This window comes from Moorena sp. SIO4G3 (assembly GCF_010692305.1).
In the GTDB taxonomy this organism is placed as follows: Bacteria; Cyanobacteriota; Cyanobacteriia; order Cyanobacteriales; family Coleofasciculaceae; genus Moorena; species Moorena producens_A.
The window spans coordinates 1-24216 of record NZ_JAAHIG010000031.1 but is presented as its reverse complement, the minus strand read 5'-3'; the positions used below and the strand labels follow the sequence as shown (position 1 = coordinate 24216).

The 24216-nt window shown below is 42.6% G+C and carries 15 protein-coding genes and 2 pseudogenes; 7 read left to right on the top strand and 10 right to left on the bottom strand.

Annotation, left to right across the window (positions count from 1 at the left end):
* Positions 1-259 precede the first annotated feature (259 nt).
* Complete coding sequence (locus F6J99_RS08180) at positions 260-2986, top strand: CHASE2 domain-containing protein (protein ID WP_293112500.1); 2727 nt, start codon at positions 260-262, stop codon at positions 2984-2986.
* Positions 2973-4259 carry a hybrid sensor histidine kinase/response regulator gene (locus tag F6J99_RS08175; RefSeq protein ID WP_293112499.1) on the top strand — a complete coding sequence of 429 codons (1287 nt, stop codon included), beginning with the start codon at positions 2973-2975 and terminating at the stop codon, positions 4257-4259. The genes F6J99_RS08180 and F6J99_RS08175 overlap by 14 nt, the downstream gene beginning before the upstream one ends.
* Here the strand turns inward: F6J99_RS08175 and F6J99_RS08170 are convergent.
* Positions 4201-5313 carry an FHA domain-containing protein gene (locus F6J99_RS08170; RefSeq protein ID WP_293112498.1) on the bottom strand — a complete coding sequence of 371 codons (1113 nt, stop codon included), beginning with the start codon at positions 5311-5313 and terminating at the stop codon, positions 4201-4203. The genes F6J99_RS08175 and F6J99_RS08170 overlap by 59 nt on opposite strands.
* Positions 5314-5500: 187 nt before the next feature.
* On the opposite strand from F6J99_RS08170, the gene F6J99_RS08165 reads away from it, so the two are divergent.
* Positions 5501-5674, top strand: coding sequence for a hypothetical protein (locus tag F6J99_RS08165; protein WP_293112497.1), 174 nt, complete (start codon positions 5501-5503; stop codon positions 5672-5674).
* 88 nt (positions 5675-5762) lie between these two features.
* Here F6J99_RS08165 and F6J99_RS08160 read toward each other — a convergent pair whose 3' ends face one another.
* From F6J99_RS08160 to F6J99_RS08150, 3 genes are all read right to left on the bottom strand, one after another.
* A complete protein-coding gene (locus F6J99_RS08160; RefSeq protein WP_293112496.1) occupies positions 5763-6443 on the bottom strand; it encodes a calcium-binding protein in 681 nt (226 codons plus the stop codon).
* Positions 6444-6495: 52 nt separating this feature from the next.
* Positions 6496-6942 carry a hypothetical protein gene (locus F6J99_RS08155; protein ID WP_293112495.1) on the bottom strand — a complete coding sequence of 149 codons (447 nt, stop codon included), beginning with the start codon at positions 6940-6942 and terminating at the stop codon, positions 6496-6498.
* A 210-nt stretch (positions 6943-7152) separates the two neighbouring features.
* Positions 7153-7713, bottom strand: a complete 561-nt coding sequence (locus F6J99_RS08150; RefSeq protein WP_293112494.1) for a calcium-binding protein — start codon at positions 7711-7713, stop codon at positions 7153-7155.
* Positions 7714-8154: 441 nt separating this feature from the next.
* On the opposite strand from F6J99_RS08150, the gene F6J99_RS08145 reads away from it, so the two are divergent.
* On the top strand, positions 8155-13743 hold the full coding sequence (locus tag F6J99_RS08145; protein WP_293112493.1) for an AAA family ATPase: 5589 nt from the start codon (positions 8155-8157) through the stop codon (positions 13741-13743).
* Here F6J99_RS08145 and F6J99_RS08140 read toward each other — a convergent pair whose 3' ends face one another.
* The 4 genes and pseudogenes from F6J99_RS08140 to F6J99_RS08125 all read right to left on the bottom strand — a co-directional run.
* Positions 13744-14034 (bottom strand): hypothetical protein, encoded by a 291-nt coding sequence (locus tag F6J99_RS08140; RefSeq protein ID WP_293112492.1) that lies wholly within the window; start codon positions 14032-14034, stop codon positions 13744-13746.
* Positions 14012-14185: a hypothetical protein gene (locus tag F6J99_RS08135; protein ID WP_293112491.1), complete on the bottom strand. Its 174-nt coding sequence runs from the start codon at positions 14183-14185 to the stop codon at positions 14012-14014. Before F6J99_RS08135 ends, F6J99_RS08140 begins: the two co-directional genes overlap by 23 nt.
* 244 nt (positions 14186-14429) lie before the next feature.
* Positions 14430-15044, bottom strand: a complete 615-nt coding sequence (locus tag F6J99_RS08130; protein ID WP_293112490.1) for a hypothetical protein — start codon at positions 15042-15044, stop codon at positions 14430-14432.
* Positions 15045-15169: 125 nt separating this feature from the next.
* Positions 15170-15712, bottom strand: a pseudogene (locus F6J99_RS08125) (transposase); the annotation flags it as partial.
* Positions 15713-15779: 67 nt separating this feature from the next.
* On the opposite strand from F6J99_RS08125, the gene F6J99_RS08120 reads away from it, so the two are divergent.
* Positions 15780-15923, top strand: a complete 144-nt coding sequence (locus F6J99_RS08120; protein ID WP_293112489.1) for a CopG family transcriptional regulator — start codon at positions 15780-15782, stop codon at positions 15921-15923.
* 182 nt (positions 15924-16105) lie between these two features.
* Here the strand turns inward: F6J99_RS08120 and F6J99_RS08115 are convergent, their stop codons facing one another.
* Both F6J99_RS08115 and F6J99_RS08110 read right to left on the bottom strand, forming a co-directional pair.
* Positions 16106-16264 carry a hypothetical protein gene (locus F6J99_RS08115; RefSeq protein ID WP_293112488.1) on the bottom strand — a complete coding sequence of 53 codons (159 nt, stop codon included), beginning with the start codon at positions 16262-16264 and terminating at the stop codon, positions 16106-16108.
* 113 nt (positions 16265-16377) lie between these two features.
* Positions 16378-18231, bottom strand: a complete 1854-nt coding sequence (locus tag F6J99_RS08110) for a hypothetical protein (protein WP_293112487.1) — start codon at positions 18229-18231, stop codon at positions 16378-16380.
* Between the two features lie 684 nt (positions 18232-18915).
* Here F6J99_RS08110 and psaA point away from each other — a divergent pair.
* On the top strand, positions 18916-21138 hold the full coding sequence (gene psaA, locus F6J99_RS08105; RefSeq protein WP_293112486.1) for a photosystem I core protein PsaA: 2223 nt from the start codon (positions 18916-18918) through the stop codon (positions 21136-21138).
* Between the two features lie 174 nt (positions 21139-21312).
* Positions 21313-23596: pseudogene (locus tag F6J99_RS08100) on the top strand (photosystem I P700 chlorophyll a apoprotein A2).
* Positions 23597-24216: the final 620 nt, after the last annotated feature.

The following is a 24216-nucleotide window of genomic DNA, read 5'->3' as shown; positions in this document are numbered from 1 at the left end:
TGGGCAAGCTCAATTTTTCTCCCTTTTTTGCTTGTTTTCTCAAGACTGTTACTTAGTCAGGATTTACTGGGAATTCTGTAGGTAAGTTATCGACGGCTTAGTGACTCACCACAAAAGCAGTTCTACCGGTCGATGCTATTCCTGGAATCCTGCCAACCAATAGAAGCGCCTATAGGCTTCTCACCAAGGTTGGTAGAGAACACACCTGACCTAGATTAGAGATTGACTAAGGGGAATGTGGCTTCACTTTAAAGAGCGTTTGAAGCAATGGCGCTTTGTACTGATAATAGCTCCCGTTGTGGCTGCACTGGTCACTGTTTTGGATACGGCAGGATGGTTCCAGCTACTGGAGTGGGCTACCCTGGATCAATTTTTTCGCCTGCGTCCGGTTGAAGACATTGATAATCGCATTGTGATTATCACCATTGATGAATCGGATCTGACTCAACTTGGAGGATGGCCGATTTCTGATGCTGTTTTAGCTGAGTTAATCAAAAAAATTAAAGCATACCGGCCTCAAGCTATAGGTCTGGATATTTATCGCGATTTTCCAGTGGAACCTGGTTATCAGAAGTTGCTTGAGGTGATGAAGTCCACACCAAACTTGATTGGAGTGAAGTCCGTGCTGAGGGATAAAAGAGTTGCACCACCTCCGATCTTAGCACAACGAGATCAAGTTGCTCTAGCCGATTTGGTGCTAGATGGGGATGGTAAAGTAAGGCGAAGCTTGATATCAGCAGCAGATCAATCCGGTCAGGATATACCTACCTTAGGGGTTAGATTGAGCTTGATGTATCTTCAAGCCAAAGGGATCAATCTCAAAAAAATCGATGGGAGGCGCGAGTCTTACCAATTAGGTCAAGCAAGATTTTTCAATCTAACCCAGAAAAATGCTGGTTATCAAGGTGCAGATCTTGGAGGCTACCAAATATTGTTGAATTACCGTGGCACCCAGGAGCGCTTCAATACAGTTTCAATCAGTGATGTTCTGAACAATAGAATTTCGCCGGAGCAGTTGTACAATCGCATTGTTTTGATTGGTATGACTGCACCGAGCCTTAACGACATTTTTCCGACTCCCTATGATAGCAGTGTGACCTCTACCGTTCAGGAAATGGCTGGTGTCGTTATTCATGCTAATATCGCCAGCCAGATGTTGAGTGCAGCACTTGATGGACGACTTCTGCTGCGAGTATGGTCTGTTAACGCACAGGGGCTATGGATTTTTTGCTGTTCGTTGATCGGAGCCGTAGGAAGTTGGCTATTACCAGAGACTAACTGGTTAAGAAAACATCTCCTGAGCAAATTAATTCTGAGTATTTTGATCACAGGGGGCATGATTGTCGGTGGTAGCTATTTAGTCTTTATAACAGGTTGGTGGATTCCTGTAATTTCCCCATTAATGGCTCTAGGTTTATCGGCAATTTTAGGAACTAATACCCACAATCAATGGCAATTGAAACAAGCTAACCAGCAATTGCAAGATTATTCTCGCACTTTGGAGGTCAAAGTTAAAGAGCGCACCCAAGAATTAGAAACAGCCAAAGTAGCTGCTGATGTGGCTAACCAGGCAAAAAGCGAATTTTTGGCTAACATGAGCCATGAACTGCGCACTCCCCTCAATGGAATTTTGGGATACGCTCAAATCCTCAAACGCTCCTCGAATATAAGTAAATCAGACCTGGATGGCATCGGTATTATTCACCAGTGTGGCTCTCATTTGCTTACTTTAATCAATGATATTTTAGACCTATCGAAAATTGAAGCTCGGAAACTAGAGCTGCACAAAAGTGATATTCATTTTGCTTCCTTCTTGATGGGCGTGGTAGAAATTTGTCGGATTCGTGCCCAAGAAAAAAGTATATCGTTTATTTACCATGCCGATCCTCAGCTTCCAGTGGCAATTTATGGGGATGAAAAACGCCTGCGGCAAGTTTTAATTAATTTACTGGGTAATGCGATTAAATTTACCGATACTGGAAGTGTAACCTTTCAAGTACGTTTAATTGTTTCACCGTTGAATGGTGACCGTTCCCACACAATCAGGTTTCAAATTGAAGATACTGGTGTAGGAATGACTCCAGAACAATTAAAAAAGATTTTTTTGCCGTTTGAGCAGGTAGGAGATACTAAAAAACAGTCAGAAGGTACTGGCTTGGGATTAGCAATTAGTATGAAACTTATCTCCCTAATGGGGAGTGAAATAAAAGTGGAGAGTACCTTAGGTGAGGGAAGTAAGTTTTGGCTAGATTTGGAACTAGCAATTGCTACGGAATCCCTGGAGCAAGAAACAGTCGTAGACAGCCGCAATATTGTTGGCATTAAAGGTAAACCTCCAACCACCTTAATAGTGGATGATCATCTCAACAATCGCTCGTTACTTATTAACCTACTAGAGTCGATTGGATTTCGTTGCTTTGAAGCAAGTAATGGTCAAGAAGGTTATCAGCAAGCAACAGAAATTAAGCCCGATTTAATTTTGACAGACATGGTGATGCCAATTATGGATGGATTGGAAATGATCGGTGCTATTAGAAAATCACAGCAACTGCCAAATGTAGTGATTATGGTTGTATCTGCTAGTGCCTTTGAAACTGACATAGAAAATAGTATAAAGGCTGGAGCTGATGCATTTTTATCTAAGCCAATTAATATGGATTATCTTTTTAATCAGTTACAAAAATTTTTAAAAATTGATTGGGTTTATGAAGCCAATAATCACCTAGAAAGTATAAATACAGAAAATTTCCCCCTGGAGACAGATGAAATTTTAGCTCCACCAGCTGAGGTGATTGAAAAGCTATTTGAATTGGCAAAAAGAGGCAATATCCATGGCATAGAGAAAACAGTGGTTGAACTGGAACAGATCGATAAAAAATTTAGTCCTTTTGCCAATGAATTAAGGCAATTAGCAACTAGCTTTCAGGTTAAGCAAATTCGGGAATTTATCAAATCGTTCAGGGGGGAAATCCATGACTATCAATAAAGTTGAGCAAGCCACTATCTTGATCGTTGATGACAATCCCACGAATCTGAAAGTGTTGTCAGAAGCGATCGCAAATTCGGGATGGGAAATCTTGGTAGCAACTGATGGTGAAACGGCTATCGATCAGAGCGAATATGCAAGACCAGATCTGATTTTGTTAGATGTAATGATGCCGGGAATGGATGGTTTTGAAACCTGCCGCCGACTGAAATCTAATCCCGCAACTAATGAAATACCAGTGATTTTTATGACTGCTCTTAATGATACGGTTGATAAAATAAAAGGTTTGTCCCTGGGGGCTGTAGATTACATCACCAAGCCGTTTCAGACTGAAGAAGTGTTAGCCCGTCTCAAGGTGCATTTACAACTGCATTTCCTGACCAAACAACTAGAAGACCAAAATCTGTACTTAGAGGAACGGGTAGCGGAACGCACTGCTGATCTACAACAGGCAAACCAGCAACTGCGAGAATTAGAAGCTCAGCTACGCAAAGCTCTAGCCGAAGAACAAGAATTCAATCATCTTAAATCTCGGATGATCATAGCCATTTCCCATGAGTACCGCACGCCCTTGACCAGCATTCTCTCCAGTTCTGAACTGCTGGAAGCCTACTGCGATAGATGGGATAAATCTAAGCAAAGCCAACATTTTCAACGGATCCGAGAAGCTGTTCAACGGATAACGGACTTAATGGGTAATGTGATGTTCCTGAATAAGGCAGAATTTGAACAACTGGAGTTTCAGCCTACTCCTTTGGATTTAGGAGTATTTGTGCGTGATCTAGTGGATGACATGCAACAGCACTATGGTGAGCAACATCGCCTGATTTTAAAAATTGATCAACAGTGTGGGCGACCGTTATTTGATTCTAAGCTGCTACTGCAAATCCTTACCCATCTGATTGACAATGCCATCAAGTATTCCCCTAATGGAGGTAAGGTTTTGATTAAGTTTGCCTGTCAAAATAACCAAGTTATTTTTGAGGTGAGTGATGACGGGATTGGCATTCCGAGGAAAGACCAACATAATCTGTTTAATGCTTTTCATCGAGGCTCGAATGTAGAAAATATTTCTGGTAGTGGACTGGGGTTAGCTATTGTCAAAAAATGTGTCGATATCCATGGCGGGACAATTAGTCTAAACAGTGATGTCAGTGTTGGCACTACCTTTACGGTAATGCTGCCTCGTAGAGTATTAGATGCGGATCAACTGCTCAAGGTAACTGGAAAGTCCATTCCTGATTACCAATCTGGATCACATTTCCTGCACTGAGCCAAAAGGGTTGATGGGAGGTAAGCCGCTGTTGGTCTACAAAAGTACCATTGGAACTACCTACATCAATGATTTGATAGCGCACTTTGTCCTGAGGCTCTGGAATTTGCAGAATTTGGGCATGGTTGCGAGAACACATCGCATCTTCTAACACTAGGGTGTTCGTGGGTTCTCTACCAATAGTGAAAGGATTAGCAGACAAAACAATGATGGCACCGGATGAACGGTTTACTAAACGCCCCTTGCTTGCTGGGGTAGGATTGGAAAAAAGTACGGTTGGGGCAAGTACTGGTTGATCGCGAATGGGCAGACTGGGTGTGGCGGCTGATTCGTCTGGAATTGTAGCCCTAGGTATTTCCTGATTGACAATGGAGTGTTTAGAGTTAGCTTCTCCACCAGGGAGGATATTGACTTGCTGGATTGGTGGTGGGGAGATTTCTGGGCGACCAGCATTAGCAATCTGCATTTTTAGGACGGCTTCATGTTCTGCTTCCTGTCGAGCACTCATCCCTTCGACTTGACGAATTATCCCCCGTGTGTTAGGAAAGCTGATGTCACTGACTCGCACATCTTCGATGGAAAAGCCTACGGTATAGTAAACGTCAACATGGTCGAGAATGTATTGTCGGACGTCTACCCGTCCCTGATTGGTTAACTGTTCCATCCTTAGATGACTAATTGCTACTCCTAAACTATCTTTAACGGCACTAGTTAGGGCAGCAATGGGGTCAGATATTTCTAGGGCAACTCGTTTGGCATCTACGACTTGATACATTACATTCAAAGAGACATTGACAAGATACTGATCGCGGGATAGAAAGTCTCCTTGAGAGGTAATGGGCAAGTGCCGGAGTTTGCTGTCTACTAAGAGCAGTTCACATTTTTCTAGCCAGGGTAGGGCGAAGCTGACATGACGCCCTGGCTTCCATACCCGCACACACCGACCATTTTTGACAAATAAAGCGATATAGCCTGCCCCGATAAAGTCCATGCTCCACCCTGCCCAACGCTCTGGGGTCAGGGTTTGAATGAGTGGGGGTGAGTTACCAGACATTAGATTTTGTTTAGAGGAGTGATGGGAGTAGTGCTTGTTTTAGCATTCCGCCGACAGGATGCTCCGATGGAATGCTGCCTGATCAATGGCGAGATGAATGTCGGACAGGGATTTACCGAAACCGCCTGAATCAATTATAACGGTTTGTACTTGAGTACAATACATCGGGTTGTATAGAAGAGGGAAGATGCCTTTACCCTGGCTTTTACATAAAATGCCTGCTAATTTACTAGCTAATATTCATGGTGGTTCAGAAAATGCGATCAAAGCTAATGGAGATAGACACAGTCTTATAGAAAAAATTGATAATTCTGACTTTGTAGTCCTTGATGATATGATTTACAGCGAACCTAGAATTTAAATTCTGGCAACATCGATTTCTGTTGTGGTTCAAGAGGCGATCTGAGTGAAGTTCAGACCGCACTCTATCAAGTTTGGTTCAATAGAAACTAAACGAATTCAAATACAGAATCCTTCAAATCGAGACCTATGGGGGAGTTTTCTATCAAACCAATCAAATCATTTGAACCGGAACTTTCCTGGATAGCGTAAATTCCTAGTCCCTGAACCACATCCCCAGAATTAAGGGTGACAAGGGTTTCTTGCAACTCATAGCCAGCAGGATTTCCGTTGAGTTGAATACTATCCTCAAAGAGATTCAAATCTGTGATGATAGCAAAATCACTCTCGCCTAGATCGTCATAGTAAGCTTGATTAGTATCACCAAGCACAAATCGATCTCCTCCAGAACCACCAGTTAGGGAGTCAATTTCTTTCGAACCGGGTGTTATTGCCAAGGGATTAGCGCCAACGAGAATATCATTGCCATCACCCCCAAGCAGAGTATCATTACCTATGCCACCCTCAAGAAAGTCATCGTGATTGCCACCATCTAGGAAGTCATTACCAGCATCGCCAAACAGTTCGTCAGTGCCGCCACCTCCCCAAAGGGTGTCATTTCCGGGGATAATATTTTGAGGTGGTTGGTTTGGTAGATTGCGATCGCCAAACAGCCGATCATTTCCATTTCCACCACGCAGTTGATCATCATCACCCAAACCAAAGATTCTGTCGCTGTTGTTTGTGCCAGGTAGCACATTAGGATTGCTATTACCAAAAATATCTGGCATTTTATTGTTCTCCAAATTGAATTTGATTGTTTAGTTCATCAAGGGTTTAGGGTCACATCAAGTAGATGACACCAAACTGGTTGTCAGTAACTTCTCCCTCTGCACCGACGGTAAAGTTAGAAGTAATAAAGCCCCTAGCGTTTTCAAACACACCAGTTCCCTTGATAAGACGCCAACTCACGACTCCATGACTCACCCCTTCCTCTGGGCTAGGGCCAATAGCTCCCTGACCCACTGTTCCAAATCTGAGGCTATTTCCCTGACCGAAGGTAATCGTTCCACTCTCTGTGAAAGTGTTGTCAGTTAGAAACTCCACTGTGGAAGAGAATTGTGCAACACCTCCTTCCACAGTCTGGATCTGTGCATCAACACCTTGCTTAACGACAGATGTGATGCTGGAACTGGGTGCGTGGGTTGTAGCTTTGAGAACTGTTCCTTGATCGTTCTGGGGGATAGCTTGCCCAGAGAACTGAAGTGCATAGATAATTTGTTGTGGCATTTTTGGTTACCTTGATAAGTGATTAATTGGTCGGAAAAATTTGGGTTACCTTTCATCATTGAATCGCTTCTTTTTTGAGGTTAACTTTTGTGATTTTTCCGAGATATGATCGCGCCAAGAGTAGATAGCAGGTATGGTTTCCCTTAGGCAATCTACCCTCTATAGAGCTGTGATCTTCCTATCCAGCCCAAACACTCACAAAATTAGTGCTTAGACTGAGATAAAGTCTGCCGCAGTCAGATCGGTCACATCATTGACAACCGCAATCAGATTATTGTTTTTCAGAATGCCGGTTCCATTTGGGAAGTTTGTATTCAGCGTATATTCGCCGATCCCCCCTGAAATTTGGATCTTGTCACCCTCTAAGCGATTGAAATCCTTAATATTCATGTATTGGACACCGCTTCCCCCATAGTAAGCTCCAAACCCTGCTTTGCCTAAAACAAAGACATCTGCTCCATTCCCACCAGTGGCTTCATCGACCTGATCACTAGTAATGTTGATACCAAAGCCATCCAAAATATCGTTTCCGGTACCGCCAAACAATTTATCATTGCCTTGGCCACCAAACAGACTGTCGTTGTTTCCACCGCCAAGGATGGTATCATCACCAACATCACCAAGCAGCTTGTCGTTTCCGGATCCACCAGTGATGATATCGTTTCCTCCTTGACCTAGGATAGTGTCGTTTCCTCCAAAACTCAGGATGAAATCGGCGGACTGGGTTCCCATCAAAAAGTTATTGGCATTATTGCCTGTGATCTTAGCCATTTTTTTCTCCTTAGATTTTTTAGGTTTTGTTTGTGTGCGATTCAATCGCATATTCGTATTTTTACGTGTCCATAAAAATCATGACCACGGGAAAAAATCAGGTATTTCAACACCTGATAAAAATCTGGCGGAGAAGAATTTATAGTAAAAAGTCAGGTTAAATCAGGTTTGGAATATAGCAATTCTCAGAGTCATGAGCGACATTGCTGATCTTTTTAAGGCAGAAGGCAGAAGGCAGAAGTAAGTAGGTCTTAAGGCAATAAGCGCCAATCAAGAGTGTACCTCATAGGTATGATAAACGCTATATATAGCAATTTTTATTTGGATGATTTACAAAATATTATGAGTTCGTTATGCTTGCGCTTACCCTGGCCCGCATATTAAAATCTGATGTTACATAGATTTAGCTAAAATCAATCCAGCTTGTAACTGATCACCTTCATGATTTCTCTCCCTGGTTACCAAATATCAACACAAATCCATCAAAGTACAAATTCCTTAGTTTATCGGGGATCTCGAGAATCGGACAATCTACCGATAGTTATTAAGGTTCTACGACAAGATTATCCCACCCCCACCCAACTAACTCGCTATAAACAGGAATATCAAATAACCCATAATCTTGATTTAGTAGGTGTAATCAAGGCTTTGGACTTAGAAGCGTACCAAAACACTTTGGTAATTATTTTCGAGGATTTTGGAGCCAAATCCCTGAAAAGACTTTATCAAGAAAATCAATTCACTCTTAAAGAATTTTTACAAATAGCGATCGCAATTTGTGATGCTTTGGGAAATCTACATAATGCTAAGATTATTCACAAAGATATAAATCCGGCAAATATTGTTTACAATCCTGATACAAAGCAATTAAAAATCATTGATTTTGGCATTTCTACCCGCTTAAGTCAAGAAAACCCAACTCTAAAAAATCCTGAGTTATTAGAAGGAACTCTGGCTTATATCTCCCCAGAGCAAACAGGCAGAATGAATCGTTGTGTAGATTACCGCAGCGATTTTTATTCTTTGGGAGTTAGTTTATACGAATTACTCACTGGAAAACTTCCTTTTGAAACTAAAGATTCACTAGAGTTAATTTATTGTCACCTCGCCAAACAAACTTTACCACCCAATAACATTGTAGTGGAAAATCATGATTCGCCCTTACCACAGATGATTTCAGATATTGTGATGAAGTTGATGGCGAAAACAGCAGAGGAAAGATATCAAAGTGCTTGGGGAATCAAAGCAGATTTAGAAGAGTGTTTACAGCAATTAGAAAGCACAGGGGGAATTGAAAGTTTTCCTTTAGCTACTCAAGACATGGCTCACCAATTTCAAATTCCCCAAAAACTATATGGTAGAGAAAAAGAAATTGAGAATTTAATCGCTTCATTTAATCGAATTTCTTCATCATCACAAACAACGAAAACAGAATTATTTTTAGTATCCGGTTATTCGGGAATAGGAAAATCAGCGCTAGTCAAAGAAGTTTATAAACCAATTACCGAAAAAAAAGGTTATTTTGTTTCGGGAAAATTTGACCAATATCAACGCAATATTCCTTATTACGCAGTAATTCAATCCTTAAAAGAACTCATCAAGCAACTATTGACTGAAAGCGAAGCACAACTAAAACAATGGCGAGATAAACTTGAAGCAGCTTTAGGAGTTAATGGTCAAGTAATTGTGGATGTGATTCCGGAGTTGGAACTAATTATTGGTAAACAGCCAGCTATCCCAGATTTAGCAGGACAAGAAGCACAAAATCGCTTTAATTTAGTTTTTCAAAACTTTATTCAAGTTTTTACTCAACCAGAACATCCTTTAGTCTTGTTTCTCGATGATTTACAGTGGGCAGATTTGGCTAGTCTCAAATTAATGGAACTGCTGGTCAATACTCCAGATGTTAATAGTTTATTATTAATTGGAGCTTATCGAGATAACGAAGTTAGTGCAGTTCATCCTTTAATTTTAACTATTAAAAGTATTAAAGAGGCCAGCAATATTGTTAATGAAATAGTCCTGAAATCTTTAGATTTAGCAGATATTAATCAATTAGTAGCCGATACTCTTCACAGTACCAAAGAAACCGTTAAACCCTTAGCGGAGTTGTTACAACTAAAAACTAATGGTAATCCCTTCTTTTTGCGGGAATTTTTTAAATCACTATATGATGATATATTATTAGTATTTGATTCAATATTTTTTACTTGGCAATGGGATTTAACACAAATTAAAGCACAACAAATCACTGACAATGTTGTGGAACTAATGGCGCAAAAAATCAAAAAACTGCCCGATCTAACTCAAGAAACACTAAAACTAAGCTCTTGTATTGGCAATAAGTTTGATATTGCAACTTTGGCAATTGTTGCGGAAACATCACCCCAAGAAGTAGCCTTGTCTTTGCATGAGGCAATCTCCCAAGGATTAATCTTGCCCCTAAGCGAGCAATATAAATCCATCGAGTTAGATGTGATTAAGGAAGATTATTCTCAAGTAACCAAACAAGTTGCCTATAAATTTGTCCATGACAGAATTCAACAAGCAGCTTATTCTTTAATCGCCGAAGCAGATAAATCGGCCAAGCATTTACAAATAGGTAAATTATTACTACAAAACACGACTGAAGCAGAACAAGAAGAGAGCATTTTTGACCTGGTTAATCAATTTAATAAAGCTAGGGAGTTAATTACTAACCAATCGGAAAGGGATGAATGCGCCCAACTTAATCTCATCGCTTGTCGCAAAGCTAGGAGTGCTGCTGCTTATGAATCAGGTTTAGAATATGCCCACATTGGACTGTCTTGGCTGGGAGAAAATGCTTGGCAACGACAATATGAAATTAGCATTGAATTCCATAACTTAGGGGCTGAATTAGCTTCACTATGCGGTAATTTTGAAGTGATGGAACAGTTTATTGAAACGGTTCTAGAACAAGCAGAATCTTTATGGGATCGGGTTGATGTTTATCGTACTATAATTCAAACCAAAGTCTCTCAAAATCAACTGACTGAATCTATTGCTATTGCCCAAGAAATATTACAACAGTTCGGTATCATATTTCCTGAACAACCTACACAAGATGATGTTCAACAAGCAACTTCCGAGATTAGCAAATTGATTGGTGATAGGGAAATTGAAGACTTGGTTAACCTGCCAATCATGACAGATCCTGAAAAAATCGCCATTGTCCAGATTGCCAACAGCATCATACCAGCTACTCACAACGTAGGTTCTCTTTTGTTTCCATTAGTGAACGCTTTAATAGTCAAGTTATCCATTCAATATGGTAATATCTCAGCTTCAATCTTTGCTTATGCTTCCTATGGAACAGTTGTTTCTACTTTTTTACAAGATGTGAGTAAAGGAGAAAAATTTGCTCTTTTGGGACTCCAGCTTGTTTCTAAACTGGATGCAAAAGCTGCTAAATCAGAAGTAATCGTTACTATAGCTACTATTATTGCACATCAGAAATCTCACCTGAAGAAAACGTTACCACTCTTGCAAGAAGGGTATAGAACTGCCCTAGAAGTGGGAAGCCTAGAAGTGTTGGGATATAACGCCAGCAGTTTTTGTCTTAATTCTTTTTGGTGTGGTCAGCCTCTTACTAGTTTAGAGCAGGAGACTCGTAGCTACTGTATTAAATTAGAGCAGTTTAATCAATTAAACACAGTAAATCACTGTCAAATTTCTTGCCAACCGATTCTCAACTTGCTGGGAGTCACGGAAAATCCAACTATTTTATCTGGCGAAGCTCTCAAAGAATCAGAATTTTTGCCTGAAATAATTTCAGCTAATGACTCTTCTATGTTATTTATATTCTATGGATATAAGCTGATGCTATGCTACTTGTTTGAGGAAATTGAATCAGCTCAAAATCATGCAATTGAGGTCGGGCGATATTTAAGCGCTGGTGTGGGAACAGTAGTTGAACCAGCATTTTATTTTTATGATTCTTTGACCACTCTAGCCATTTTAAGTTCTTCATCAGCCGAAACATCAGAGTTATGGGAGCGAGTTGAAAAAAACCAAACAAAACTGCAACAACAATGGGCACATTATGCCCCCATGAATTATCAACATAAATATCTGCTTGTCCAAGCTGAGAAATACCGAGTTCTTGGAAATCATTCTGAAGCCATAAACTTATATGACCGTGCGATAAAATTAGCCCATGAAAATGAATTTATTCACGAAGAAGCCTTAGCTTATGAATTGGCAGCAAAGTTTTATTTAGGCAGGGAAAATGAGTTAGTCGCCTCTGTCTATCTGAAACAAGCTCGTTATTGTTACCTCCAGTGGGGAGCAAAGGCTAAGGTCAAACATTTGGATGATAAGTATCCAGAATTACTCGCCACAATTGTAGAACCATCAAATCCCAATCCCACTACTACCACTTCCTCAGAAACTCAATCGGAAACTCTCGATTTAGCTACCCTCATCAAAACTTCCCAGGCTCTTTCCCAAATCACCGATTTTAGCCAACTGCTCGAAACACTAATTAAGTTTGTTTTAGAGAATGCCGGGGCAGAAAAAGGTTTTTTGATTTTAGTTCAATCAGATAATTTGATTATTCAAGCGTCTGGAACAACCGAATCAATTATTACCTTACAGGCTGATAGATTAGAAGATTGTCATGATTTGTCGCAGACGGTTATTAACTATGTTTATCGAACTCAAGAAAATCTAGTTTTGAATAATGCTAGTGATGCTAGCTTATTTATGCCTGATCACTATATTGCTAGCAACCAAATTAAATCGGTTCTCTGTTTACCAATTTTGAATCAAGGCAGAATTATTGCTATTCTTTATCTGGAAAATAATTTAGCTGTAAATGTCTTTACTGCTGATAGGTTAGAAGTCTTAAAATTAATTTCTTCCCAAGCAGCTATTTCCATTGAAAACGCTTTACTCCGTCAACAAGAACAAGAAAACGTTTTTGCATATCAAGTGGGGGGTTGCTTAACTATTAATTCTCCCACTTATGTTGTTAGACAAGCAGATATTGACTTATATCAAAGTTTAAAACAAGGGCATTATTGTTACGTACTAAATTCTCGCCAAATGGGTAAATCTAGTTTACGGGTTAGGATTATGAATAAGTTGCAAATAGAAGGAACTGTTTGCGCAGCCATTGATTTAACCAGTATTGGCAGTAATGTTACTATGGAACAGTGGTATGCCGGGGTAATTTATAACTTGGTTAGTAGTTTTAAATTAGGCAGTCAATTTAAGTTTCGTAGCTGGTGGCGCAGTTTATATTTATTATCTCCTGTACAAAAATTTTCGGAATTTATCAAACAAATATTACTGCGAACAATTAGAGGAAAAATCGTCATTTTTATTGACGAAATCGATAGAACTTTGGGCTTGAAGTTTAATCTAGATGAATTCTTTGCTGCGATTCGTGCTTGTTACAACCTCCGCAGCGATAATCCAGAAGATCAACGTCTATCTTTTGTGTTATTAGGAGTTGCTAGTCCTTCTAGTTTGGTTCAAGATAAAAATTGTACACCTTTTAATATTGGTCGGGCTATCGCCTTAGAGAGTTTTAAACTTCATGAAGTCAAACCATTAATTCAAGGATTAGCTGAGCAATTTAGTAATCCTCAAGCAATTATCAAACAAGTGCTGTTTTGGACTGGAGGGCAACCCTTCTTGACCCAGAAAATTTGTAATTTAATTGTGGCTTACCAAGATACTATTGTTGCCGGTCAAGAAACTCAATGGGTTGATAATTTTATCCAAGAAACCATTATCGATAATTGGGAATTTAATGACGATCCACAACATTTCAAAACTATCAGCGATCGCTTGTTGAAAAGCTCGTCTGAGTCAACACAGTTATTGCAACTATATCAGCAGCTCTTGGAGCAAGGAGAGGTTATTGCTGATGCTAGTAATGAACATCAGGATTTACTATTAACTGGTTTAGTGAAGCAAGAGCAGGGAAAACTCAAAGTTTATAACCCTATTTATCAAGCTGTGTTCAGTCTTGATTGGTGTGAGGGGATTTTGAATTCTTAATCATCGCTCCATACCTTCAAGTTTCATCAAGACTACATCAATTTTGCTCACAATAGAACCACTACCATTAATATTGGCTAATAAATGCTCATAAATTTTCTCTACTGGCAACTCATTCTTGGATAACTGATAATTTGATTTGTTGTTAGTTTTTGTGTTGCATTTCATTATGTAGTTACTCCTTTTTTGTTTGATTGTTGCGTTTTTTAAAAGTGCGATCGCATCAGCAATTCTTAAGGTTACTTTGGAGGCGATCGCACTTGATTTGTTAGCGTACTCCGCCCTCCTCAATCTCCCAAATTATACATTCTTCCACACTAGCATAATTCCGTAAACCACCGCTGATAGTTGCTAATAAATTCTCAGGAATTTTCTCTAATTGCCAGTCATTTTTAGGTAGCTTATGGGTTGGTTTGTTGTTAGTTTTTGTGTTACGTTTCATTATGGTATTACTCCTTTTTTGGTTTGATTGCGGCAAGTTTTCCAAGATGGGATTTAAGCAAAGCTTGGATGCAATGCCATTACTTACTCCATCATTGTCACTTGTATATCAAACACTGACCATAGGGAAAAATCAGGTATTTGGATGCTTCAGAATCGCTAATCAGGTAATGTTTACGGGAAAAAGTCAGGTTAAATCAGGTATTATACCAATCTGCTTATCTTGTCAAGATGGATAAAACCCTTTAAGTTCTAATTTGTTCAGTCAACTCTTGAGCAGTAGTTAAACATTCTGTAAAAAAGTCTACGTAATACTCAATCGCTTTAGTACCTGCTTGAACTAAGCAATTAACAGATTCTGGATGTAACTCAAGAATTTGTCCAAGCATTTTTTTATTTAGTGCTGTATGTCCAACATCAAGCTCTACATGCTCTTGAATAAAACTCGTGCCGATTAAACATTCCATAGGTAAAACTCGCCTACAGTGCTCAAGTAATTTAGCTCCAAAACTTACTGACATACCTTCAATTTCAAGCTCAATCGCAATCTGAGCAAAAGGTGTTGAGCTCTTAATTGTTGTTTCATGTAGCTCTATATAGTTAACCATAGCAGAAGTTGGCTGGGATTTAATCAATTCATCTACCTTAAGTTTTGTCGGTGAATGTTGGTTCCAGTAATCAACTAGATGTTTTGTATCTTCAATCAGCATTAGATGATGTCCAGCTTCATGTTCAGCATGTTTAATAAGGGTGCTACCGATATCATTTAATCCTAATTCTAGGCAACGCTCTCCAGCCCTACGAATCCAAGTATCCACAGGTTGTGTAATTTGTACTGCTTTAGCACTAAATTCGATCATNATCTCCTAAAGGGTGGGGTCTTCACCCACATCCATGCAACAGTTAGGATTTTGGGATTATATCCCGCGAATCCCCCTAATCATACCTCTCCATTTTCTGGAGGCTCCTATTAGGAACGAGCCGCACTAACGTAGTAACCATCAGCTTTTCGGGTTATGGTGGCTGTTTTGATTCTGAAGCCTTCAGGAATAGGTCGATGGTAAATCATCTTGACTTTTCCAAACTTTGGCAGCGTCAAGATATTCCCATTTATAGGAGTCTTAGAAAGAGAAGGAAAAGTAAAGGATCGGTACCTGTTCTTTCCTTTGAATCTTGGCCTTCCGCTCTTCTTTCCATTACTGTCACCTTTGAGAAACCGCTTAAAGGCTAAATCTACTCTTTTTACACAATCCTGTAAAACCTGGGACTGTACTTCACTGTACCAAGGTCTATCTTTCTTCAGCTGAGGTAAAGTCTTTTTTTGAGAAAAATAATCAGGATTGTCTCTTAGTCCTGGTAAGTGGCATACCAAAGGGCAGGAGTTAATAGAACAACGATTTTGCTCATACCAGTTGAATCTGTCAGCAAGTAAATAGTTATATTGATGGCGCAACATATCAAGCCATCTTTCTATCTGTGCCTCTTGTGACTTGGTCAGTCTTAGTCGGTACTGGTATGCTGATATCATTGTTGCTATTTCCTGTTTCTCGACCTATCATCATAATAACAGGCGTATTTACAGGTGTCAAGGCAAAATGAAAGATAAAAATTTAATGATTAGATTGACCAACTTCGAGAAAAAGCAACTCAAACAAGAGGCTGATCGCAGGGAAATGACCTGTTCTGAGTTGCTTAGAAGCTTGATAGCTCGTTTCCCTACCCCGAAAGACTCTGTGTAAAATTCATCCCACGCTCATCCTTGCGGATTGAGACGTGGGATGAATTTTACCGGACAGCTAATAACTCAACTAGCAGATAGGGAATCGTTGTTGGCTCGTTATCGGTAAAAGTTTGGGGAGTTATACTGAGAGCTTGCACCAGTACAAAAAAAACTTAATAAAGGAAGTCATAACAATCGATTTCAGTATTGAAATTGATGCAGGAAGGGAACAGGGGAGCCAGCGCCAGCTGCACATTGAGCATCGGCCAGAAATCCCCACTGGGTTAGGGATTGCTGGCCGATGCTCAAACAGTTGATCGAACCATGGGCTAACTGCCTGTTATCACTGTGCGATCGCACTCAAGTGTGGCCACTCCCACCATTCCTTGAGTTACTGATCAACCGGTTCCATGGGATTAACCTACCGGCACTCAGATCGATCAAACTGCCGGATTAGATGCTGAGTATCATCATCAGCTCAGCTCCAATTCACTGGGAGCCACTATCGCTTTTTCAGAACTATCTTCGACCACATTAGTGGATTCAGACTCCCCGGTCTCTACTGCCGGTTGTTCCGATATCTCTTCGACCACATTAGTGGACTCAGACTCCCCGGTCTCTACTGGCGGTTCTTCCTGTATCTCTTCGACCACATTAGTGGACTCAGACTCCCCGGTCTCTACTACCGCTTCTTCCAATATCTCATCAACAACAGTAGTGGACTCAGATTCACTTGGTGCTACCGCCGGTTGTTCAGAACTATCTTCGACCACAGTAGTGGATTCAGACTCCCCGGTCTCTACTACCGCTTCTTCCGATATCTCATCAACAACAGTAGTGGACTCAGATTCCCTCGGAGCTACCACAGGTTCCTCTGATGTAATGTCCAGTTCCTCTAGCGGTTCAGGTGAGGGGCTAGAGGTGACAGCGGAACGTCCGAAGAAACTGCCAAAGCGACTCCAGATGTTTAATTTTGGCTTTTCTGACGGTTCAGGTAGAGGGCTTACTGATTGAGCTGCAGTAGTTGCTTCCTCAACTGGTGCTGGGGTTTCACTAGCAGGAACCAGCTCTTCTGTTTCCAAGGTTGTTTCCAGCTCAGGTAGGTTGGGCTCAACCTCAGGGGTTGCTTCCTCCAGAATTATTGGCAGTTCACTGGGTGTTACAGATTCCTCTAGTTCTGGTATTTGCTCTGTTTCAGTAGGGGCTAATTCTCCTGGTGATGTAGTGTCTTCTTCTGTAGTTTCTTGTTCTAGGGAAGTCGGTTCAGAGGTGAGAGGTTCTTCAACTATAGGAACAACCGACGGTATTGGTGTTGGCTCTACTGTAGGCGAAGTAGTCAGTGATGGACTCGGAGCTGGTGTCTCTTCTGGTACAGGTATTGGGGTTGGCGGTGGCTGATAGTTGGGGTCTACAATACCACCAGCTTCCTCAGCCGAGAGTTGACCCAGTACTAGCTGGGAAAGGGTGTCTTCACCATTAGGCTGGTAGTTAATCACCTCTACTGTGTTGTTGAAAACATTCTTGACTGGGTTGCCCTGTTCATCGAGAAACTCTAACTCTACCCAGTTTTTGCCCTCTTTAAACCCTGTCAGATAAATCGATTCCCAACGCTCGAGTAGGAAACTTTTACCGTTCACAGTAACCCGAATATGCCAATCAACACTATCATCATTGAGATTGTCTTGATCCACTAGCTGGACAGGGGTATTACTCAAGGGCGTATTCGTCAAATAGAAGTCCAGTAGAATCGGCTCTGCTCCGTAGTCTCCTTTTGGAACGCTGTAAGTTAGGAGTGGCAGGGCTGGATCTGGGTTGTTGTCGTCAGTTTTAGTAAAGATATGAAATGTGGTCTGGGCATAGGCACCTTTATTTTTAAAGCTCTCATCCCAGGGGCGAGAGGCAAATGCCCGCAAGGTATGGGTGCCAGGGGATAAATCCTCTAGGATTAGAGGTTGGTCTAGGTCATAGATGGCTTGGAAAGGTTGGTTGTCCAGGATGACGTTCAGATGAGGACCTATGCCTAGATCGGGATCTTGGAAAATTGGCAAGTCCTGAACCTGAAATTTCACTGATACTGTTGTATCTTCAAGCACCATGTCATCACCAGGTCTGACAATGATGACTTGAGGCTGGTAAGCCTCTAGGCTCTGGCTAAGTTCTTGAATAGCTAGGGGTGGCCCTACTTCTGATAACTGATTAACTTGATTGGTTTGGGAGCTGGCATCGATGCCAAACCGCTTCGATGTCTTGATGCGATCGCTTCCACAGGCCACCAGACCCCAAACTAAAATCGTTGTGATTAGGAAGAAAAAAAGTCTTTTCACCATGATTATCTGGCTGTTCCTACCCAACAAGCCATCTCCTTTGATCACCAGCCTTTAATCTTAACTTACAGGTTGACCTCTAGTCTTGCTGCTTGTCTAATGGTGTTGGTCTATGAGCGTTGGGGTTGCCTATTGGCAGGATGATCAAGTGTGTTCTCACTTTTTCCCTCTTGGTGCCCCTTCCCTTGGTTAGGGGATCTGCCCGGGGTCGCACCCCTGTTTCAAGTCTTCCGCTTTTTTATAAATATTCCGCTTCTCTATTAACCATATCCCTAGACGTTTAACCTTTGAGGGTCCTCTTTATAGATTGAGGAGACTTTTTTTTAAAATATTTAGCATTTCTTTACGTTTTGTAACATTTTGAAGAAATTATCATTGATTTTTCCTATAGTTACTTTTGATTTGTTGTGATGGCGGCTTAGACACAAACAGTGGTATACCTATTGATACTGCTAATTGAAAATAGTTAACGATTATCCAAAAAATTGTTAACTATTTTTAACTGAATTCAAAAAGCGCCTGAAGCAAGACCTATTATCTTCTAAGGGAGGTATCCGTTTTGACGTAAATTCAGAACAGGTCCTTGCTTCCGTTAGAAAGCAGTGATTAAAAAAATGCTTTCTTATCCATAAAAATAAAACTCCCCTAGGGGTATTAGTCGTTCCTTGTCTAGAGAGGAGATTCCTCATGCCACTCGAGGTCGATAAAGACCCGGTACCAACTTCCTTTGAGAAGTGGGGTAAGCCAGGTCATTTTGATCGAACCCTAGCGAGAGGTCCCAAAACCACCACTTGGATTTGGAACCTTCACGCTAACGCTCATGATTTCGATAGTCATACCAGTGACTTAGAAGACGTTTCTCGCAAAATTTTTAGTGCACACTTCGGTCACCTAGCCGTTGTCTTTGTTTGGTTGAGCGGCATGTACTTCCATGGTGCTCGTTTTTCCAACTACGAGGCATGGCTGAGTGATCCGACTACTATTAAGCCCAGTGCTCAAGTGGTTTGGCCTGTGGTTGGTCAAGGCATTTTGAATGGCGATGTTGGTGGGGGCTTCCACGGCATCCAAATCACCTCTGGTTTCTTCCAGCTGTGGCGTGCTTCCGGTATCACCAATAGCACCCAACTGTACGCAACAGCTATTGGTGGTCTGGTAATGGCAGCCCTGATGCTATTTGCTGGCTGGTTCCACTACCACAAGAAAGCTCCGAAACTGTCATGGTTCCAGAGCGTGGAGTCGATGATGAACCACCACTTAGCCGTGCTGCTGGGCTGCGGCTGCCTGGGTTGGGCAGGTCACCAGATCCATGTGTCTTTGCCCATCAACAAGCTCTTGGATTCTGGGGTGGCTCCTAGTGAGATTCCACTGCCCCATGAGTTCTTATTCGATCAGAGCTTTATGGCAGATCTTTATCCCAGTTTTGCTCAGGGCATAACCCCGTTCTTCACCCTGAACTGGGGCGTCTACTCTGACTTCCTCACCTTCCATGGTGGTCTGAATCCAGTAACCGGTGGATTGTGGTTGTCAGATACCGCTCACCATCACTTAGCTCTAGCAGTCCTGTTCATCATTGCTGGCCACATGTACCGTAATTCCTACGGTATTGGCCATAGCATGAAGGAAATTCTAGAGGCTCATAAGGGTCCGTTCACTGGTGAAGGACACAAAGGTCTTTATGAAATCCTGACTACGTCCTGGCATGCCCAGCTAGCGATTAACCTAGCCATGCTAGGCTCCCTGACCATAATTGTGGCTCATCATATGTACGCGATGCCTCCGTATCCGTACCTTGCCACAGACTATGGTACTCAGCTGTGCCTATTCACCCACCATATGTGGATTGGTGCCTTCTGTATTGTCGGAGGTGCAGCCCATGGTGCTATTTTCATGGTGCGGGACTATGACCCAGCCAAGAATGTGAACAACCTACTAGACCGGGTGATCCGTCACCGCGATGCAATTATCTCTCACCTGAACTGGGTGTGTATCTGGTTAGGTTTCCATTCCTTTGGTCTTTACATTCACAACGATACAATGCGGGCTTTGGGTCGTCCTCAGGATATGTTCTCTGATACGGCGATTCAACTACAGCCAATCTTTGCCCAGTGGATTCAAAACATCCACAACGTAGCGCCGGGAGGAACTGCTCCCAATGCTTTGGAAACCGTTAGCTATGCCTTTGGCGGAGGCATGGTAGAAGTAGGCGGTAAAGTGGCAATGATGCCGATTGAGCTGGGTACTGCGGACTTTATGGTTCACCATATCCATGCGTTCACCATCCATGTCACTGCACTAATTCTGCTCAAAGGGGTACTGTTTGCCCGTTCGTCACGTCTGATCCCCGATAAAGCTAACTTAGGCTTCCGCTTCCCCTGCGATGGTCCAGGTCGTGGCGGTACCTGCCAGGTATCCGGTTGGGATCATGTGTTCCTAGGCTTGTTCTGGATGTATAACTGCATCTCTGTGGTTATTTTCCACTTCAGCTGGAAGATGCAATCTGATGTCTGGGGAACAGTATTCCCGGATGGAAGTGTGTCTCACATTGCCAATGGCAACTTTGCCCAAAGTGCGATCACCATCAATGGCTGGTTACGGGACTTTTTGTGGGCACAAGCCTCAAATGTAATCACATCTTACGGCTCAGCTCTGTCGGCATACGGCATAATGTTCCTAGCTGGTCACTTCGTCTTTGCCTTTAGCCTGATGTTCCTATTTAGTGGTCGTGGGTACTGGCAAGAACTGATCGAATCCATCGTTTGGGCTCATAATAAATTGAAAGTAGCCCCATCGATTCAGCCTCGTGCTCTGAGCATCACTCAGGGTCGGGCTGTGGGGGTAGCTCACTACCTCCTAGGAGGAATCGTCGTTACCTGGTCATTCTTCATAGCACGAATCCTTTCAGTGGGATAACTGCTTACCAGGAATCGATGCCAAACCTTGAGTGGGATACCATAACCTGTGTCTCGCCTGTCGATACCATAAGCAACCTGGAACTTCGGTTCCAGGGGGTTAATTAAGAAAAAACAATGAGCAGCATGATTGCATAAGTCTCATAGGTCAGCGAGGAGAATTTCCTTAAAGCATATGGCAACAAAATTTCCAAAATTTAGCCAGGACCTCGCTCAAGATCCGACAACACGTCGAATCTGGTACGGGATTGCCACAGCCCATGACTTTGAAAGCCATGATGGCATGACCGAGGAGAATCTATATCAAAAGATTTTTGCTTCTCACTTCGGCCATCTTGCAATCATTTTCTTGTGGACTTCTGGCACTCTGTTCCACGTCGCCTGGCAAGGTAACTTTGAAGAGTGGATTAAAGATCCTGAAACTGTTAAGCCCATCGCCCACGCGATTTGGGATCCCCAATTTGGCTCAGGGGCAATTGATGCCTTCACCCAAGCTGGTGCTTCTGGCCCGGTAAACATCGCCTATTCCGGTGTTTACCACTGGTTTTACACCATTGGTATGACAACCAATAACCAACTGCATGGTGGTGCCATGTTCTTGTTATTGTTGTCATCCCTATTACTGTTTGCCGGTTGGTTGCACTTACAGCCTAAATTCCGCCCCAGCTTGAGCTGGTTCAAGAATGCAGAATCTAGGCTGAATCACCACTTGGCAGGTTTGTTGGGTGTTAGCTCCTTAGCTTGGGCAGGTCACTTGATTCACGTGGCTATCCCCGCATCTCGCGGACAGCACGTTGGCTGGGATAACTTCCTGAGTGTCAAACCCCATGCAGCTGGATTAGGACCTTTCTTTACCGGGAATTGGGGAGTCTATGCCCAGAACCCAGATACCGCTGGACACATCTTTGGTACCTCTGACGGTGCAGGGACAGCGATTCTGACCTTCTTGGGTGGCTTCCATCCCCAGACTGAGTCCTTGTGGCTGACCGATATCGCCCATCACCACTTGGCGATCGCAGTGATCTTCATCATTGCCGGTCATATGTACCGCACCAACTGGGGTATTGGTCACAGCATCAAGGAGATTCATAGTGCCCACAATCCTCCGGCAGGTACTCCCTTTGGGGGCCTCTTAGGTGAGGGTCACAAGGGTCTATATGACACCATCAACAACTCTCTCCACTTCCAGTTAGGGTTAGCTCTGTCCTGTTTGGCTGTGGTCTGTTCCTTGGTAGCCCATCATATGTATGCGCTGCCGTCCTATGTGTTCATAGCCAAGGATCACACCACCAANTTTGGTAGCCCATCATATGTATGCGCTGCCGTCCTATGTGTTCATAGCCAAGGATCACACCACCATGGCAGCACTGTTTACTCACCATGAGTACATTGCTGGTTTCCTGATGGTTGGAGCCTTCGCTCATGGTGCTATCTTCTTTGTGCGGGATTATGACCCAGAGGCTAATAAGAATAATGTGTTAGCCCGGATGCTGGAACACAAAGAAGCTCTGATTTCTCACCTGAGCTGGGTAACTCTGTTCTTAGGTTTCCACACCTTAGGACTCTATGTCCACAACGACGTCGTGGTTGCTTTCGGCACCCCCGAGAAGCAAATCCTGGTTGAGCCAGTATTTGCTCAGTTCATCCAAGCGGCTCACGGTAAACTGCTATACGGCTTTGACACTCTGCTGTCCAATTCCGATAGCTTAGCTTCTGGCGCTGGTGCAGCTTACCTACCTGGCTGGATGGATGCCATCAACAGTGGAACTAACTCCCTGTTCCTGACCATTGGTCCTGGCGATTTCTTGGTACACCATGCGATCGCTTTAGGTTTGCACACCACCACCCTGATTCTAGTCAAGGGTGCCCTGGATGCCCGTGGTTCCAAGCTAATGCCCGATAAGAAGGACTTCGGTTATGCCTTCCCTTGTGATGGTCCTGGTCGTGGCGGTACTTGCGACATCTCTGCTTGGGATGCCTTCTACCTCGCCATGTTCTGGATGCTGAACACCTTAGGCTGGTTGACCTTCTACTGGCACTGGAAGCATCTGTGCGTCTGGCAAGGTAACGTGGCTCAGTTCAATGAGAACTCTACTTATCTCATGGGCTGGTTCCGGGATTACCTGTGGGCTAACTCTGCTCCGTTGATCAATGGTTACAGCCCGTTTGGAACCAACAACTTGTCTGTCTGGGCTTGGATGTTCCTCTTGGCACACCTAGTTTGGGCAACTGGTTTCATGTTCCTGATCTCGTGGCGTGGTTACTGGCAAGAGCTAATCGAAACTTTGGTCTGGGCACACGAGCGTACTCCTCTGGCTAACTTGGTTAGCTGGAAGGATAAGCCTGTTGCGCTGTCCATCGTTCAAGCTCGTCTGGTTGGTTTAACCCACTTCACGGTTGGTTATATACTTACCTACGCCGCATTCTTGATTGCCTCGACAGCTGGTGCATTTGGCTAATGGTTGCTGAAACTAGCTTTTTAGGTATTTAAATTGTAGGTAATTAATTTAAATCTCCTGCCTTCCGGTGGGGGATTTTTTGTTGTTTACCAAAAGCGGTTGACCGTAGGTCACGCTACGGGAACGGAGATTACGAACAGGTAAACAACCGCTGAAACCCTTATTATTTCGTCAGTTTTAGGTCTACTGAATAGAATTCCATCGCTTGGCAGCCGCAAAACTATAGCGCTATATCAAATACCAGTTATTAAAATAATATTGACAAAAACTATAAAATGTGGTAATAAAAAGACAACTAGTGAATCATTTAAATCAACAACTATATCGCTATGTTACTGATTCCCCCAGAATCAGGTAACTCTGCTCTAGTTCAATCCTGCCATGCCATCTCGACAGTAGTACTGAGTACTGAGGGGGTCAGGTCCTCAGGGGGTCGCTGCTACTATTAATAAATCACAAAGCATTGGCAGATAGATAAATAAGTACAGGACTTGTGCGGCCTGTTCTGACTAGGAGCCGGGGTATCGCCTCCGGGGTATGAGTCAGGAATGGCGAAGGAATGAACCTTCAAAACTTTAACTATGTAGAGGATGGAGGTGAAAATCCTCCCCTTGAAGAGA

What these genes read in the sequence shown, in the direction of transcription:
- F6J99_RS08155 (WP_293112495.1), bottom strand. Translation starts at nt 6,942, where the DNA reads ATGCCACAACAAATTATCTATGCACTTCAGTTCTCTGGGCAAGCTATC.
- F6J99_RS08175 (WP_293112499.1), top strand. Translation starts at nt 2,973, where the DNA reads ATGACTATCAATAAAGTTGAGCAAGCCACTATCTTGATCGTTGATGAC.
- F6J99_RS08160 (WP_293112496.1), bottom strand. Translation starts at nt 6,443, where the DNA reads ATGCCAGATATTTTTGGTAATAGCAATCCTAATGTGCTACCTGGCACA.
- F6J99_RS08130 (WP_293112490.1), bottom strand. Translation starts at nt 15,044, where the DNA reads ATGATCGAATTTAGTGCTAAAGCAGTACAAATTACACAACCTGTGGAT.
- F6J99_RS08135 (WP_293112491.1), bottom strand. Translation starts at nt 14,185, where the DNA reads ATGAAACGTAACACAAAAACTAACAACAAACCAACCCATAAGCTACCT.
- F6J99_RS08145 (WP_293112493.1), top strand. Translation starts at nt 8,155, where the DNA reads ATGATTTCTCTCCCTGGTTACCAAATATCAACACAAATCCATCAAAGT.
- F6J99_RS08170 (WP_293112498.1), bottom strand. Translation starts at nt 5,313, where the DNA reads ATGTCTGGTAACTCACCCCCACTCATTCAAACCCTGACCCCAGAGCGT.
- psaA (WP_293112486.1), top strand. Translation starts at nt 18,916, where the DNA reads ATGCCACTCGAGGTCGATAAAGACCCGGTACCAACTTCCTTTGAGAAG.
- F6J99_RS08110 (WP_293112487.1), bottom strand. Translation starts at nt 18,231, where the DNA reads ATGGTGAAAAGACTTTTTTTCTTCCTAATCACAACGATTTTAGTTTGG.
- F6J99_RS08120 (WP_293112489.1), top strand. Translation starts at nt 15,780, where the DNA reads ATGAAAGATAAAAATTTAATGATTAGATTGACCAACTTCGAGAAAAAG.
- F6J99_RS08165 (WP_293112497.1), top strand. Translation starts at nt 5,501, where the DNA reads ATGCCTTTACCCTGGCTTTTACATAAAATGCCTGCTAATTTACTAGCT.
- F6J99_RS08150 (WP_293112494.1), bottom strand. Translation starts at nt 7,713, where the DNA reads ATGGCTAAGATCACAGGCAATAATGCCAATAACTTTTTGATGGGAACC.